Annotated in this window: 16 protein-coding genes; 11 read left to right on the forward strand and 5 right to left on the reverse strand. The window is 67.3% G+C overall.

Annotated features, from left to right (window positions below; translation table 11 throughout):
* Positions 1-23 precede the first annotated feature (23 nt).
* From ACFOWB_RS15095 to oxlT, 3 genes are all read left to right on the forward strand, one after another.
* Positions 24-1184, forward strand: coding sequence for an HPP family protein (locus tag ACFOWB_RS15095; protein WP_261405837.1), 1161 nt, complete (start codon positions 24-26; stop codon positions 1182-1184).
* A complete protein-coding gene (locus ACFOWB_RS15100) occupies positions 1181-1858 on the forward strand; it encodes an alpha/beta hydrolase (RefSeq protein ID WP_261403021.1) in 678 nt (225 codons plus the stop codon). The genes ACFOWB_RS15095 and ACFOWB_RS15100 overlap by 4 nt, the downstream gene beginning before the upstream one ends.
* Before the next feature lie 322 nt (positions 1859-2180).
* Entirely contained in the window at positions 2181-3497 is a 1317-nt protein-coding gene (oxlT, locus tag ACFOWB_RS15105) for an oxalate/formate MFS antiporter (RefSeq protein WP_261403022.1), read from the forward strand.
* A gap of 113 nt (positions 3498-3610) precedes the next feature.
* Here oxlT and ACFOWB_RS15110 read toward each other — a convergent pair whose 3' ends face one another.
* Positions 3611-4111: an invasion associated locus B family protein gene (locus ACFOWB_RS15110; RefSeq protein ID WP_261403023.1), complete on the reverse strand. Its 501-nt coding sequence runs from the start codon at positions 4109-4111 to the stop codon at positions 3611-3613.
* 209 nt (positions 4112-4320) lie between these two features.
* Here ACFOWB_RS15110 and ACFOWB_RS15115 point away from each other — a divergent pair, with 209 nt between their 5' ends.
* Together ACFOWB_RS15115 and ACFOWB_RS15120 are read left to right on the forward strand one after the other, a co-directional pair.
* Positions 4321-5412 (forward strand): GSCFA domain-containing protein, encoded by a 1092-nt coding sequence (locus tag ACFOWB_RS15115; protein WP_261403024.1) that lies wholly within the window; start codon positions 4321-4323, stop codon positions 5410-5412.
* A 43-nt stretch (positions 5413-5455) separates the two neighbouring features.
* On the forward strand, positions 5456-6238 hold the full coding sequence (locus ACFOWB_RS15120; RefSeq protein WP_378148064.1) for a hypothetical protein: 783 nt from the start codon (positions 5456-5458) through the stop codon (positions 6236-6238).
* Positions 6239-6248: 10 nt separating this feature from the next.
* On the opposite strand, the gene ACFOWB_RS15125 is transcribed toward ACFOWB_RS15120, so the two are convergent.
* Both ACFOWB_RS15125 and ACFOWB_RS15130 read right to left on the reverse strand, forming a co-directional pair.
* Entirely contained in the window at positions 6249-6665 is a 417-nt protein-coding gene (locus ACFOWB_RS15125; protein WP_261403026.1) for a DoxX family protein, read from the reverse strand.
* A gap of 119 nt (positions 6666-6784) precedes the next feature.
* The gene (locus ACFOWB_RS15130; protein ID WP_261403027.1) at positions 6785-7720 is read right to left on the reverse strand and encodes a DUF1236 domain-containing protein; all 936 of its coding nucleotides are present in this window, start codon (positions 7718-7720) and stop codon (positions 6785-6787) included.
* A 392-nt stretch (positions 7721-8112) separates the two neighbouring features.
* Between ACFOWB_RS15130 and ACFOWB_RS15135 the strand changes: the two genes are divergently transcribed.
* Genes ACFOWB_RS15135 through ACFOWB_RS15160 form a run of 6 tightly spaced genes read left to right on the forward strand, consistent with a single transcriptional unit; the run spans position 8113 to position 11382 of the window.
* Positions 8113-8409 carry a hypothetical protein gene (locus tag ACFOWB_RS15135; RefSeq protein ID WP_261403028.1) on the forward strand — a complete coding sequence of 99 codons (297 nt, stop codon included), beginning with the start codon at positions 8113-8115 and terminating at the stop codon, positions 8407-8409.
* Positions 8406-8831, forward strand: coding sequence for a hypothetical protein (locus tag ACFOWB_RS15140; RefSeq protein ID WP_261403029.1), 426 nt, complete (start codon positions 8406-8408; stop codon positions 8829-8831). Before ACFOWB_RS15135 ends, ACFOWB_RS15140 begins: the two co-directional genes overlap by 4 nt.
* 20 nt (positions 8832-8851) lie before the next feature.
* Positions 8852-9022, forward strand: a complete 171-nt coding sequence (locus ACFOWB_RS15145; RefSeq protein ID WP_261403030.1) for a hypothetical protein — start codon at positions 8852-8854, stop codon at positions 9020-9022.
* Positions 9022-10446 (forward strand): APC family permease, encoded by a 1425-nt coding sequence (locus ACFOWB_RS15150; protein WP_378148067.1) that lies wholly within the window; start codon positions 9022-9024, stop codon positions 10444-10446. The genes ACFOWB_RS15145 and ACFOWB_RS15150 overlap by 1 nt, the downstream gene beginning before the upstream one ends.
* Positions 10447-10451: 5 nt before the next feature.
* A complete protein-coding gene (locus ACFOWB_RS15155; protein WP_378148069.1) occupies positions 10452-11132 on the forward strand; it encodes a hypothetical protein in 681 nt (226 codons plus the stop codon).
* On the forward strand, positions 11113-11382 hold the full coding sequence (locus tag ACFOWB_RS15160; protein ID WP_378148071.1) for a hypothetical protein: 270 nt from the start codon (positions 11113-11115) through the stop codon (positions 11380-11382). The genes ACFOWB_RS15155 and ACFOWB_RS15160 overlap by 20 nt, the downstream gene beginning before the upstream one ends.
* A gap of 164 nt (positions 11383-11546) precedes the next feature.
* Here ACFOWB_RS15160 and ACFOWB_RS15165 read toward each other — a convergent pair whose 3' ends face one another.
* Both ACFOWB_RS15165 and frc read right to left on the reverse strand, forming a co-directional pair.
* Positions 11547-12479 carry a methionyl-tRNA formyltransferase gene (locus tag ACFOWB_RS15165; RefSeq protein ID WP_378148073.1) on the reverse strand — a complete coding sequence of 311 codons (933 nt, stop codon included), beginning with the start codon at positions 12477-12479 and terminating at the stop codon, positions 11547-11549.
* Between the two features lie 233 nt (positions 12480-12712).
* Positions 12713-13990, reverse strand: a complete 1278-nt coding sequence (gene frc / locus ACFOWB_RS15170; RefSeq protein WP_378148075.1) for a formyl-CoA transferase — start codon at positions 13988-13990, stop codon at positions 12713-12715.
* Positions 13991-14012: the final 22 nt, after the last annotated feature.

Raw genomic sequence — 14012 nt, forward strand, 5'->3', positions numbered from 1 at the left:
GCGCCGTAAGGCGAAAGCCGATGATGCACGCATTTTTCCGCCGCTTCGTTCCCGATCTCCCGCCGATCGGCCCGCGCGAGCGCATCCGCGGGGCGTTCGGGGCGCTGTTCGGCATCCTCGTCACCGGCCTCCTGAGCCACGCCGCTCTCGGGGACGGGAGCGCGCTGCCGATCATGATCGCGCCGATGGGCGCGTCCGCCGTGCTGCTGTTCGCCGCGCCCGCGAGCCCGCTCGCGCAGCCATGGTCGATCCTCGGCGGCAATCTCGTCGCCGCGCTCGTCGGCGTCACGGCGACGAAGCTGGTGCCCGATCCTTATCTCGCCTGCGCGCTCGCGATCGGCGTCGCGATCGCGATCATGACGGCGCTCAAATGCCTGCACCCGCCGAGCGGCGCGGTGGCGCTGACCGCGGTGCTGGGCGGTCCCGCCGTCACCACGCTCGGCTACGGCTTCGTGGTCTGGCCGGTGCTCGCCAATTCCGCGCTGCTGCTGGCGTCCGCGCTCGCCTTCAACAATCTCGCCGGCCGTCCCTATCCGCATCCGCGCGCGCAAGGGACGTCGCCGCGGCCGGTCGAGCCGGCGCGCTCGGCGCAGGAGGCGCTCGCCAGCGCCGACATCGACGCCGCGCTCGAGAATTTCGGCCAGCTGATCGACGTCGAGCGCAGCGACCTCGAGGCGATCCTGCGCGACGCGCAGCTGCGCGCCTACGCCCGCCGCTCCGGGCTCACCACCTGCGGCGAGATCATGACGCGCGGCGTGGTCGCGGTCGGACCGCACGCGCCGCTGAAGGAGGCGCTGGAGCTTCTCCGCCGCCACCGCGTCAAGGCGCTGCCCGTCACCGACGAGGGCGGCAGGGTTCTGGGCGTCGTCACCCAGACCGACCTGCTCGACAAGTCCGAATGGAGCGCCGCCGGCCCGCGCCTCGGCTTCCGGCGGCGGGTGCGGCTGGCGCTGACCCGCGTGCGCGCGCCGCACGGCGCGGTGGAGGACATCATGACCGCGCCGGCCATCACCGCGACGCCCGAGACGCCGGTCTCGGACGTCGTGGCGGCGATGGCGCGCTCGGGGCTGCATCACCTGCCGGTCGTCGACGGCGACGGAAAACTGCTCGGCGTCGTCTCGCAAACCGACATCGTCTCCGCGCTGCTCGCCGACGGCGCCAAGGCCTCGGAGATCGCCGCGTGATCGATCCGCACCTCGCAGGACGGCTCGACTTCGTGCATCGGCCGCCAAGCAGGGAGGCGCTCGGGCCGGGCCTGCACGAGCTCGGCCTGTTCGACGAGCGCGACGCCGTTCTCCTCGTGCCGGAGAGCGTCGATCCCCGCAGGCCGGCCCCGCTCATGACGCTGTTCCATGGCGGCGGCGGGTCGGCCCAAAAGATCCTGCCGATGATGCGCGATCACGCGCAGTCGCGCGGCTTCCTCCTGCTCGTTCCCCAGTCGCTGTTCCCGACCTGGGATCTCGTCATCGGCGGCAACGGACCCGACCGCGAGCGGCTCGACAGGGCGCTCGCGGAAGTCTCGTCGCGCTTCTTCGTCGATCCGCGGCGCTTCGCCTTCGCCGGCCACTCCGACGGCGGCAGCTACACCCTGTCGCTCGGGCCGACCAACGGGCATCTGGTCACCCACATGATCGTGTCGTCGGCGGGGTTCATGTCCGTGTTCCTCCAGACAGGCGCGCCGAAGGTCTTCATCTCGCACGGGACCAAGGACGAGCAGATCCCGATCGAGCGGAGCGGGCGGGTGCATTCCGCCAAGCTCAGCGAGGCCGGCTACGACGTCACCTATGTCGAATATGACGGGCCGCACGCCTGGCGGCCGGAGATCGCGCAGCGATCGGTCGACTTTTTCCTGGGATGACGCTTGCCGGATCGTCTGACGATCCCGGCCTCGATCCGCCATCTTTTTTGACGAATCCTCGGACCTCTAGGGGGCGCGGCGGTCATTCCGCCGCCGCGCGGCCGCCGCGCTGCGCCCGCAATTCAGGCGCTCGATCGCCGAAAGACTAGCTGGAACAAGCAGATCGTCGGCGCCATTTTCGCGCTCACGAAACGATCACGAACAGATCACGCGCCGGTGAAGATTGTTCTTGCCTTTTGGCATGGCAGGTACCAGCATTCTGGCATGCCAAAAGAACGCGATACGCGTCGGCAGTTTGGAAACGCAATTTAGAGGGTGGCTTATGAGCACTGAGCTCCGAGCCGGAGCGCCCGCCGAACGGGTGAGCGACGGCTATCGTTGGCTGCAATTGGCGGTCGGCGTGATCTGCATGGTGATGATCGCGAACCTCCAGTACGGCTGGACGTTCTTCGTCACCGACATCGAAAAGCAGTTCGGCTGGGATCGCGCGTCGATCCAGTGGGCCTTCACGCTGTTCGTGCTGTTCGAGACCTGGCTGGTGCCGGTCGAGGGCTGGTTCGTCGACCAGTTCGGTCCGCGCATCGTCGTGGTCTTCGGCGGCGTGATGTGCGGCGTCGGCTGGGTGATCAACGGCTTCGCGGATTCGCTGCCGATGCTCTATCTCGGGCAGATCATCGCCGGCATCGGCGCCGGCGCCGTCTATGGCACCTGCGTCGGCAACGCGCTGAAGTGGTTCCCGGACAAGCGCGGCCTTGCGGCCGGCATCACCGCGGCGGGCTTCGGCGCGGGCGCGGCGCTCACCGTCGCCCCGATCCAGTCGATGATCGCGAACTCCGGCTATCAGGCCGCGTTCATCTGGTTCGGCATCGGTCAGGCCGTCGTCATCGTCGCAATGTCGGTCTTCCTGCTCGCGCCGAAGGCCGGCCAGGTCCCGGCCCCGGTGGTCAAGGCCAACCTCGTGCAGACCCGCCGCGACTACCGGCCGCGCGAGGTGCTGAGGCATCCGATCTTCTGGCTGATGTACTTCATGTTCGTGATCGTCGGGGCCGGCGGCCTGATGATCACCGCCAACCTGAAGCCCATCGCGGCCGACTTCCACATCGACAAGATCCCGGTGACGCTCGCCGGCCTCACCATGACGACGGTGACGTTCGCCGCCACCATCGACCGCATCCTCAACGGCCTGACCCGTCCGTTCTTCGGCTGGGTTTCCGACAAGATCGGCCGCGAGCCGACGATGTTCATCGCCTTCGGCTTTGAAGGCGTCGGCATCTATCTGCTTTACCTTTACGGCCACGACCCGGTGCTGTTCGTGATCCTGACCGGCCTCGTGTTCTTCGCCTGGGGCGAGATCTACTCGCTGTTCCCCTCGACCTGCACCGACACCTTCGGGTCGAAGTTCGCCGCCACCAACGCCGGCCTGCTCTACACCGCGAAGGGCACGGCCGCGCTGCTGGTGCCGTTCGCCAGCACCCTGCAGACCGCGACCGGCAGCTGGGACTCGGTGTTTCTGATCGCGGCGGGCGCCAACATCCTCGCCTCGTTGCTCGCCATCACGGTGCTCAAGCCGTGGCGGCGGAGCGTCGTCGCCCGCGCCGAGCGCGAGGTGTCCGGCGCGCACGCCGTCCCGGCGGAGTGACGCCTTCCGGGCGCGCGGGATCTCCAGGGTCTCGCGCGCACGCCTCGAACGAAGAACGCCCGACGCGACGCGTCGGGCGTTCTTTTTGAGATCCGCCTGAAATCGTTTTCTGTTCAGGGGCAATGCCTGCGCAGCACGCGCATCGCGTCGCTGACGCCCTTAAGCGAGAACTCGTAGCGCGTCTGCGAGCCACGCTTCGACACCGTCGAGACCGTCATCTTGGCGCCCGACCTCATCGCGGCCAGAAGCTCGTCCTCGCGAGGGCGGGACAGCCAGGCGGCCTTTCCCTCGGTCAGCAGCTGGAAATTTTCGCCGCCGATCACGGCGCGCCCTTCCGCTTTCGCCGACTGGTCGTAGCCGAACTGAAGGCTCGCCTCCGACCGGACGTCCTCCCGGGTCGTGCTGCGCACGAAGAAGGACACCAGCCCGTGGTCGGCCGCGCGGGGGAACGCCGCCGAGGGGTTGGCGTAGATGAAGCAGCCCTTCCGCTCGCCGTCGTCATAGGTCCAGACGCTCCAGCTCTCGAACCTGCCGAGGTTCTTCTGCGTCGCGGCCTCGGCTGCGGAGCCGAGCATAAGGATGAGGACTGCGGCTGACAGGCCGGTGCGCTTCATTTTCAACGCCTTTACGCTACGAACGATGCGCCTGGGGGAAGGGCGCGCCGCAATGCTGCCGCCCAGATTTCGCAGAGTCGTTAAACGCGCGATCACATCTGTGCGGGCGCCGACTTTCGACGAGCGCTATGGGGTAGTAGGGTGCGAGACAGACAATCAGAGCGACGTCGTCAGGCGCCGGGTCTCGAGTCGATGAAAGCCGTTCGCCAATGACGACGCCATACGCCGACCTGCCCCCGGAGCGGTATTGGCGCTCCGGCGTCGCGGACGTCCATGCGACGGGACTTTCCGGCCTCTACCAAAAAAAGTTCGACATCGCTCGAAAAGACAGGATCGCGACCGCCGGAAGCTGTTTCGCGCAGCATGTCGCCCGCCACTTGACGAAGCACGACTTCAATGTGCTCGACGCCGAGACGTCGCCCCTCGATCTGCCGGACGAGGTCGCGCGCCGCTTCGGCTACCGCATCTATTCCGGCCGCTATGGCAACCTCTACACCGCACGCCAACTGCTTCAGCTGCTGAAGGACGCGGCGTCGGGGACGGTCCGGCCGGAAGACGTCTGGGAGAAGAACGGCCGTTTCTACGACGGGCTGCGCCCGTCGGTCGAACCCGATGGCCTCGCCTCGCCGGAAGAGGTGATGGCGCATCGGCGCGAGCATCTCGGCTTCGTCGACGAGCTGTTCTCCAATGTCGACGTGCTGATCTTCACGCTGGGCCTCACCGAGGCCTGGGTTCACCGCGCGAGCGGCGCGGTCTATCCGATCTGTCCCGGCGTGATCGCCGGCGCGTATGACCCGGCCGAGCACGCCTTCAAGAACTTCGAGTTCGACGAGATCCTCGCCGACATGCTCGAGGTCAACGAGATCCTGAAGGCGCGCAACGGGAACTTCCGGATGATGGTGACGGTCTCGCCGGTCCCGCTCACCGCGACCGCGTCCGGCGACCATGTGCTCGCCGCCACGACGTTCTCCAAATCGACGTTGCGGGCCGTCGCGGGGTCGCTGCGGAACCGCTGCGACAACATCGATTACTTCCCGTCCTACGAGATCATCACCTCGCCGTCGTCGCGGGGAATGTTCTACGAGCCGAACCTGCGCTCCGTGACCGAGATCGGGGTCGAGACGGTGATGAAGACCCTGCTGTCGCAGCATGCCGGCGACAAGCCTGCCGAGGCCGCGCCCAAGGAGCGGCCGGCGCCTGAAAAGGACGACGCTCCGCGAAAGGCCAAGCGGGGCGGCGGCAAGAAGAAAAAGGACGACCTCGTCTGCGAGGAGATCCTTCTCGAGGCGTTCGCTCGCTAGAGGCGGCGACCGCAAGGCGTTTGAAAGTCGGCGTGGCGTATCGATGAAGACAGCATGCGTGATCGGCAACTCCCACATCGGGGCGATCAAGTCCGGGTGGGACCGGATCGACGAAGCGTCGCGTCCTGTGGCGCTGGAGTTCTTCGGCAGCAAATCGCAGTCGCTGCAGCGGACCTTCGTCGAGGACGGCGTCCTCAAGTCCGATGACGAGCAGATCCAGCGCAGCCTCCTGCGCACCGGCGGCGCGCCGGAGATCGATCTGCGCCGCTACGACATGTTCGTGCTCGTCGGGGGCGGGGTGCATTTCAAGGCGCTCGGCAGGATGCTGCGCAACGCGACGCTTTACCCCGACGCGACGCCCGGCCGTCGCCTGGTGTCGCAACCCGCGCTCACCGAAGCGTTCCGTCGCCGGGTCGAGGCGTTGGCGGCCTGGGATCTCTCCGTCATGATCTCGAGCGTCACCGACGCGCCCATCTATGTCCTGCCCGAACCGTTCTTCGACAAGGACGTCATGAAGGCCACCCACAAGCCCTTCATGAAGCAGATCCACGAGCTGGGGATCGGCGAGCAGGCGGCGGCGGCGTTCGACGCGGCCTGCGAACGGACGTTCTCGCGCTTCGGCGGCTTCGTCGCGCAGCCCCGGGAGACGCGGGAGGACCACATCTTCACCGCGTCGAAATACGCGCTCGCGCCGGTGAGCATGCGGCGCATGATGGACATGGATCTCGACGCCCGCGACGACGACTTCGTGCACAAGAACGACGAGTACGGCGAGCTCATGATGCGGGCCTTCCTCGCGCTCGCCGGATTGAGCGCTTCGAAGTGACGGCCGGGCGTCAGCGCTTTCCGTAGAGCACGTCGCGCAGGGCCGGGCTGCGGATCCAGAGGCCGCCCCACATCACCGCGCCCACATAAACGCCGAACAGCACATGCGTGAACAGCGGGCTTCCGACGCGCACATGGGTCGCGATCGCCCCGCCGAGATAGCCCGTCAGCAGAACCGCGCCGAACACGGAGGAGGGCGGATAGGCGTAGAGCAGCGTGGCGGCGATCTGGATGACGCCGAGCGTGCGCAGCAATGCGGGGTCCGTCGGCCAGCCGAGGGCCTGCATCGTGTCGGTGACGGGCTGCAGCGGAACGAGCTTCATCGCTCCGTCGGCGAGCAGGAACAGGATCGCGAGCCCGCTGAGCGCCCGCCCGGCCCAGGCCTCGCGCGAGCTTCGACCTGCGGGCGGAGGAGGCGAGGCGGTCATGGGTCGGATCCTCTGGGCCGGAAGGCGCGAGCACGAAGTCGCACGCTAGCGCGATTCCGGTCCTGACGTGCGAGCGCCCGCCTCCTCGCGGGGCGGGCGCGCCGCAAAGGCGTCGCGGCTCAGTCTTCGATGACGCGGACCACCCGATGGCTGCCGGGATCGACGATGAAGATGCGTTCGTCGTCGGTCTCGAAATAGCTGTAGGTCGTGTAGGTCGGCTCCGTCTCGACCACGGTCGCGGGCACGCGCCGGACAGCGATGGTGCGCGGCACGGCCGTTCCGACCGAAACGTCCGAGCCTTCGAAGGTGGAGCGCGATACGCGGCGGCCGCCGCCGTCGTCGCTCGCAAATCGCTGACGGATCGAGCGACGCTGCTCGACGTCCACGTCCGACGAGGCCCGCCGCGCGCTGCGCCGCGCCACGTCGACGTCGTCGCGCGAGGACACAGTCGTCCTGGTCCGCGAGCGGCCATTGTCTTCGTCATAGCCGCGGCGGTCGCGATCGCCGACCTTCACCTTGACGTCGAGGCTGTCGCGCTCACGGTCGGCGCGCTTGCCGTCTCGGTCGCTGTCGCGGCGATCCTTGCCGTCCCTGTCCGAGATCTTCACCTTGGCCGAAACCGAGGCGTCGTCGCGGTCCGCGCGATCCTTGCGGCCGTCGCGATCCTTGCCGCCGCGCTCAGCGGAGACGCGGGACTTTTCGCCGTCGTCGCGCCGGTCCTTTCCGTCCCGGTCCCCGCGAACGTCCATCGCCGCCCGCTCGTCGCGATCGGCGCGACGATCGTCCTCCTCCGCGCCGCGCGCCCCACGGACATCTTGCGCTGCAGCAGCGGTATCGGAGGTAGGCTCCGACGTTCTGGCGTCCTGCCTGTCGGCGGACTGAGACGGGTCGCGGTCGCCCGACTTCGACGCCTGATCGAGCTGCGCGTTCGCGTTCCGGGAGGCGCTTCCGCCCGACATCTCGCGATCGCCGCGATCCTGATCCTGAGCGAAAGCGGTCGCCGGCGCGACAAGCAACGCGACCGCGGCGGCGGTCGTCATAAGAAGATGTCTCATGGAATTGGCCCTCTCAGACCGTGCGATACGGTCAGTGGCGCGCCCTCGGGCTGAGAACGTCGATGTCTGTCGATGGTTCCCGACAGCGTGATCGTCGCGTAAGGGCGCAAGTCTGGTCGCGCGTGCGGCGCTTCGAGCGTCGTTCGGATCTATTCTCCGCCAGCGTGATGTCTTGTTATGGCCCTGGAAGTCCGTTCGGACCGAAACCATCGCCGTTCGCGCGGCTGATGACGCCCGCCTCTCGGACCGCGCGCTTGCGACGGCCCGAAGCTCGATCGCCATGCTGCACTGCATAATAATTGTGCGCTTGACGCATCAAAATTAGGCGATAGGGTTTCCCAATAAGATCAAAAATATCCTCGCAAGAAATGTGAGGAAGGGGACGAACGCCTATGTCGAACCACGAGTCGCGCGTCGACGCGATGTACGGCCGCGACAAGCTCGCGGCCTATATTTCCGTCATAACCGTTTGGGCGGTCTATCTTTTCGTATTCTGGAGGATGGCGGACCACATCGCCGCCAGCGGCCTCACCTGGCTGATGCTTGGGCTCGGCGCGATGGTGCTGCTGCTCAACACCGCCGCGGTCATGGCGCTCATCCGCCACTACCGCGAGGACAAGGCCGCGATCTACGGCACCGACATCTACTATCTGGACCGTATCGCCGCCGAGAAGAGGGCTGCGCGATGAGCAAGCCTCCCTACGAGCCGCCCGCCCAATCGGTCTTCGGCCAGGTGGTCGACGCCTTTCTGGTGCTCGCGCTGGTGCTGGTCACGCTCTATCTGCCGCTGCTGCTTGGCCTCGCTGGCGGCGGCGTCGACGTGAAGACCTTCGACGCGCCGACCTGGGAGGCGCTCGGCCAGAACGCCGCGATGGCCGAGCAATGGACCAAGCTCGGCTTCGATCCGGCCAAGGCCGCCGAGATCATCGGCAAGCGCTTCGACTACGCGTTCTCCTGGGGCGCGCTGATCGCCACCATCGTGGTCATCGTCGGCTACTTCGCCTTCATGCTGCGCTGGTCCGACAAGGAATACCGCGACGTCATCGCCGAGCGCTTCGCCGACGGCGACGGGCCCGCGGAGCCCATCCGCCGCCAAGTGCCGAACGACTGACCCCACAAGGACCCGAAGCCATGATCATGGTGCTCAACTACGGGGCCTGGGCGATCTCCGCCTGCCTCGCGCTCTGGATGCTCTGGGACATGCTGTCCACCAACCGCAGCTACAGCGAAGCCTACCTCACCTCCTCGGCCGAGGGCGAAATCATCGACGCCGAGATCGGCGAGACGGCGGCGAGGCGCTGATGGTCGACATCTCCAACACGCCCGGCGCGATCGCCGGAACGACCGCCGCCGCGACGCCCAAGCGCGTCGCCCTGAAGCGCGTGCTCGGCCCCGCGCATGTCTGGGGATTGGGCGTCGGCATCGTGCTCGTCGGCGAGTTCATGGGCTGGAACTTCGCGGTGGGGAAGGGCGGGGCGCTCGCGGCGCTCACCGCCTGCTGGCTCGCGGGCATCCTCTACACCTGTGTCGCGATGATCGACTCGGAGGTGACCTCGACGGTCGCGGCCGCGGGCGGGCAATATGCGCAGGCCAAGCACATCATCGGGCCGCTCGCGGCGTTCAATGTCGGGCTCTACCTCGTCATGGCCTACACCATGCTCGAGGTCTCAAACGCGATCGTCACCGGCGACCTCATCCAGGCCTTCGCGGCCAACATGGGTCTTGCGGGCGAGGTCGACAAACGCGCCTTCATGGTGCTCGTCATCGTGTTCCTCGCCTGGCTGAACTATCGCGGCGTGCTCGCGACGCTCACCATCAACTACATCATCACCGCCATCGCCTTCGCGGCGATCCTGACGCTGTTCGTCGCCGTGAACCCGCTCACCCCCGGCACGGTGGTGATGCACGACCAGCTGCTGACGGGGCTGCCCTATGGCGGGCTCGGCATTCTCGCCGCGATGCATTTCGGCCTGTGGTTCTATCTCGGCATCGAGGGCACCACGCAGGCGGCCGAAGAGGTGCGCTCGCCGGCGCGCTCGCTTCCGCTCGGCACGCTCACCGGCATCATGACGCTGCTGATCGCCGCGACGCTCACCTGGTACATCGGCTCCGGCCTGATGCCCTGGGAATATCTCGGCCAGGCGGTGACCCCGCTCTATGACGCCGCGCGCCTCACCGGCTCGCTGCCGCTCGAGATCTTCCTCTTCGTCGGCACGCTGTTCGCGACTTTGGCTTCGGCGAACGGCTGCATCAACGACGCCTCGCGGGCCTGGTTCGCCATGGGCCGCGACCGCTACATGCCGGTCTGGTTCGGCGCGGTGCACCCGAAGTACCACACGCCCTACCGCTCTGTGGTGTTCTTCGTGCCGATCGCGATCCTGTTCGCGATCTCGACCCCGCTCGACCAGACCATCACGCTGTCGATCCTGTCGGGCCTGCTCGGCTACACCATCATGGCCATCGGCGTGATGATGTTCCGCAAGAAGTGGCCGCTCGGCTCGATCACCCGCGGCTATGTGCACCCGCTGCACCCGCTGCCCGCGATCCTGCTGCTGGGCCTGTGCGGCATCACCTATGTGGCGGTGTTCCTCGGCTACGGCACGCAGCTCCTCGCCATGATGGTGTTCTACATCGGCGCCTCGCTCTGGTTCGTCCTCCACCGCTACAAATATGTGCGGCGCGGCGACCAGTTCACGATGCCCTGGCCCAAGCCCAAGGGGTACTGAGGCCGATGGCCGGAGCCCTGCTCCTCGTTGCGGCCGTCGCGGTTTTCACCGCGGCGGCTGTGGCCGTCATGCGCGCGGGCCGGCGCGAACGAGCGGCGAGGGCCAGCGTCCTCGCCGACTGCGGCGGCCTCCTCTCAGGCTCCGTGGCCGCGCTGACGCCCGCCGGCTATGGAACGCTGCGCGGACATTTCGCCGGCTATCCGGCGGCGCTGACGCCGATCGCCGAGGCTTTGGCGTTCCGACGCCTGCCGCAGCTCTGGATCTCGGCCGCGATGAAGCGGGACGGCGGGGCAGGGGCGTTCGAGATCATCCGCCGCCCCACGGGGGCGGAGTTCTTCGCCGGCGGCGCGGGCCTTCCCGCCTCAGCCGCGCCGCCCCGGCTCTGGCCGCAGGACACGAGCGTCCGGTGCGACGAGGCGGGGCGGGCGCTTTTGCGCATGTGCGAAGCCGCGCTCGCCGTTCCGCTGGCCGATCCGCGCGTAAAAGTCGTCGCAGTTACGCCGCGCGGCGTGCGCGTCGTCCGGCAGGCGGCGCAGGGCGAGCGCGGGGCCTATCTTTTGTTCCGCGACGCGAAGTTTCCGCGCGGCGGAGTTCCGCGCGAACAGGCGCTCGCGGCGCTGTCGCTCGCGGCCGCCATCGCGCGGCTGCTGTCGGGAGACGAGATCGATGTCCGCGACGCCGCCTGATCCTCGCCTCGTGCTCGTCCTCGCCGCGGTTTTTCCGGGGATGGGCCATGTCGTCATCGGCCGGGCGATGCGCGGGCTCGGCTTCGCGTTCTTCACCGTGATCGGGTTTTGGCTGACGGCGAAGTTCGCAGCGCCCGACGTCTCCTTCGTCGGGCGACACGCGGCGGGCTTCTTCGTCTGGGCCCTGTCGATCCCCGACGCCTATCGCGCCGCCCGTATGGATTTTGAGCGCGCCCGCGTTGGTCGATAGGCGAGGGAGCCGCTGCCCTTGTCCCGGACTTGATCCGGGACCCAGAACCGAACCGGATGCAGACAGACGCGGCGAGGTCGCTGATCTTTCCGGGTGGCTCGACGGTTCTGGGTCCCGGATCACGTCCGGGACAAGAACGCGGCGTTTCCAGCGCTAACTGAGCCTCACTCGAACCGCGCGCTTTTCGGCGTCATCCCCTCGGCCTTGGCGAAGTCGCCCGCCGGCGCCTTGGCCTCGCCCTCGGGCTGAACGCGCGTGACCTTCATGCGGCCGTCGGCGCAGACGACCTGAAACCCGTCTTCCTCCACGGCGACGATCTCGCCGAGCTTGCCGCCGATCTCCTTCGGGGTCTTGGCGGGCATCGGCGTCGCGTCGAGGATCTTGACCGTCTTGCCGTTGAGCGTCGTCCAGGCGCCGGGCGCCGGATTGCAGCCGCGGATCAGACGGTCGATCTGCTCCCAAGGCTTGCCCCAGTCGATCTTGGCGTTCGCCGCGCGGCAGAGGCCCTCATAGGTCGCGAGCGCCTCGTCCTGTTTGATCTTGGGCGCCTTGCCGGCCTTCACGAGATCGACCGCCTCGAGCATCGCCTCGACGCCCATGGGAAACAGGCGGTCGAAATAGACCGAGCCGAGCGTGTCCTTGGGGCCGATCGGCGTGGTTTTCTGGAGAAGCACGTCGCCGGTGTCGAGGCCGTCGTCGGGCCAGAAGATCGAAAGGCCCGTCTGCGTCTCGCCCTTGATGATCGGCCAGTTGATCGCCGAGGCGCCGCGATAGGCCGGCAGCAGGGACGGATGATACTGGATCGAGCCGTGGGTCGGGATGTTGAGGAACCCCGACGGCACGAACAGGGTCACGAAGGCCATCACCTGCAGGTCCGGCTTCAGCGCCCGAAACTCTTCCGCCACCTGCTCGTCCTTGTAGGACGAGGGCTGGCGCACCTCGAGGCCGGCGGCGAGGGCGGCCTCCTTCAGCGGGTCGGCCTTCTGGCCTTCCTTTTCAGGCGCCACATAGACCGCCACGACCTCGTCTCCGCGCGCAAGCAGCGCCTCGAGCACGGCCTTGCCGAAAGCCTGCTGTCCGTGGACGACGATGCGCATGGTGGCTGATCCCTGTCTTTTCTCGATCGACGCGGATTGCGTGCTTCGAGACGCCGACCCTCGCGGGCCGGCTCCTCAGCATGAGGACCGTTTGAAAATCTCCAAACCGACCTCATGCAGAGGAGCGCCAAAGGCGCGTCTCGAAGCACGCAGTTCGCTTCCGCACGCGTTTTAACGCAAAAGCCCGCCGCGCCGAGGCGCGACGGGCTTAAAAAGCAGGGATCAGGCTGAACCTATTCGGCCGCGAGCTTGGCCACCTGGCCGACCGCGCCGGAGTTCTCGATCTCGGCGATCTCGTTGTCGTTGTAGCGCAGAACGTCCTTCAGGATCTCGCCGGTGTGCTCGCCGAGCAGCGGCGAACGCGTGACCTCGACAGGGCTGCCCGACAGCTTGATGGGGCTGCCGACCGACAGATACTTGCCGCGGGTCGGATGATCGACCTCGACCACGGTTCCGGTCGCGCGCAGGGCCTCGTCCTCGGCGATCTCCTTCATGGACAGGATCGGACCGCACGGGATGTCGTACTCGTTGAGGATGTCCATGGCCTCGAACTTGTCGTGCTTCATGGTCCACGCCTCGATGCGCGTGAAGATCTCGTTGAGGTGCGGCAGGCGCGCCTTCGGGGTGGCGTAGCCCGGATCGGTCTTCCAGCCCGGCTCGCCGATGATGTCGCAGATCGGATCCCACACCGCGGCCTGGGTGATGAAGTAGATGTAGGCGTTGGGATCGTGCTCCCAGCCCTTGCACTTGAGGATCCGGCCCGGCTGGCCGCCGCCCGAGTCGTTGCCGGCGCGCGGGGTCGCCTCGCCGAACTCCACGCCTTCGCCGAACTGGCTGTATTCCTTGAGCGGGCCATGCTCGAGACGCTGCTGGTCGCGCAGCTTGACGCGGCAGAGGTTGAGCACGGCGTCCTGCATGGCGCAGTCGACGCGCTGGCCCTTGCCCGAATGGGTGCGGTGGTAGAGCGCCGTGACGATGCCGAGCGCGAGATGGAGGCCCGTGCCCGAGTCGCCGATCTGGGCGCCGGTCACCATCGGGATGTCGTCGCGGAAGCCGGTGGTCGAGGCCGAGCCGCCGGCGCACTGCGCGACGTTCTCATAGACCTTGCAGTCCTGGTAGCGGCCGGGGCCGAAGCCCTTCACGGACGCGACGATGAGCTTGGGGTTGGCTTCCTGCAGCTTCTCCCAGGAGAAGCCCATGCGGTCGAGCGCGCCGGGCGCGAAATTCTCGACGAGCACGTCGCACTCCTTCACCAGCCGCCAGAGCACTTCCTTGCCCTTGGGATTCTTGGTGTCGATCGTGATCGAGCGCTTGTTGTGGTTCAGCATCGTGAAATAGAGGCTGTCCACGTCAGGAATGTCCTGAAGCTGCTGGCGCGTCGCGTCGCCGGCTCCGGGGCGCTCGACCTTGATGACGTCGGCGCCGAACCAGGCGAGGAGCTGCGTGCAGGTCGGGCCCGACTGGACATGCGTGAAGTCCAGAATGCGGACGCCCTGGAGAGCCTTTTCCATGATGTGTTCCCTGTAATGCGTC

The sequence above is a fragment of the Chenggangzhangella methanolivorans genome, assembly GCF_042648545.1.
Classification (GTDB): Bacteria; Pseudomonadota; Alphaproteobacteria; order Rhizobiales; family Methylopilaceae; genus Methylopila; species Methylopila methanolivorans.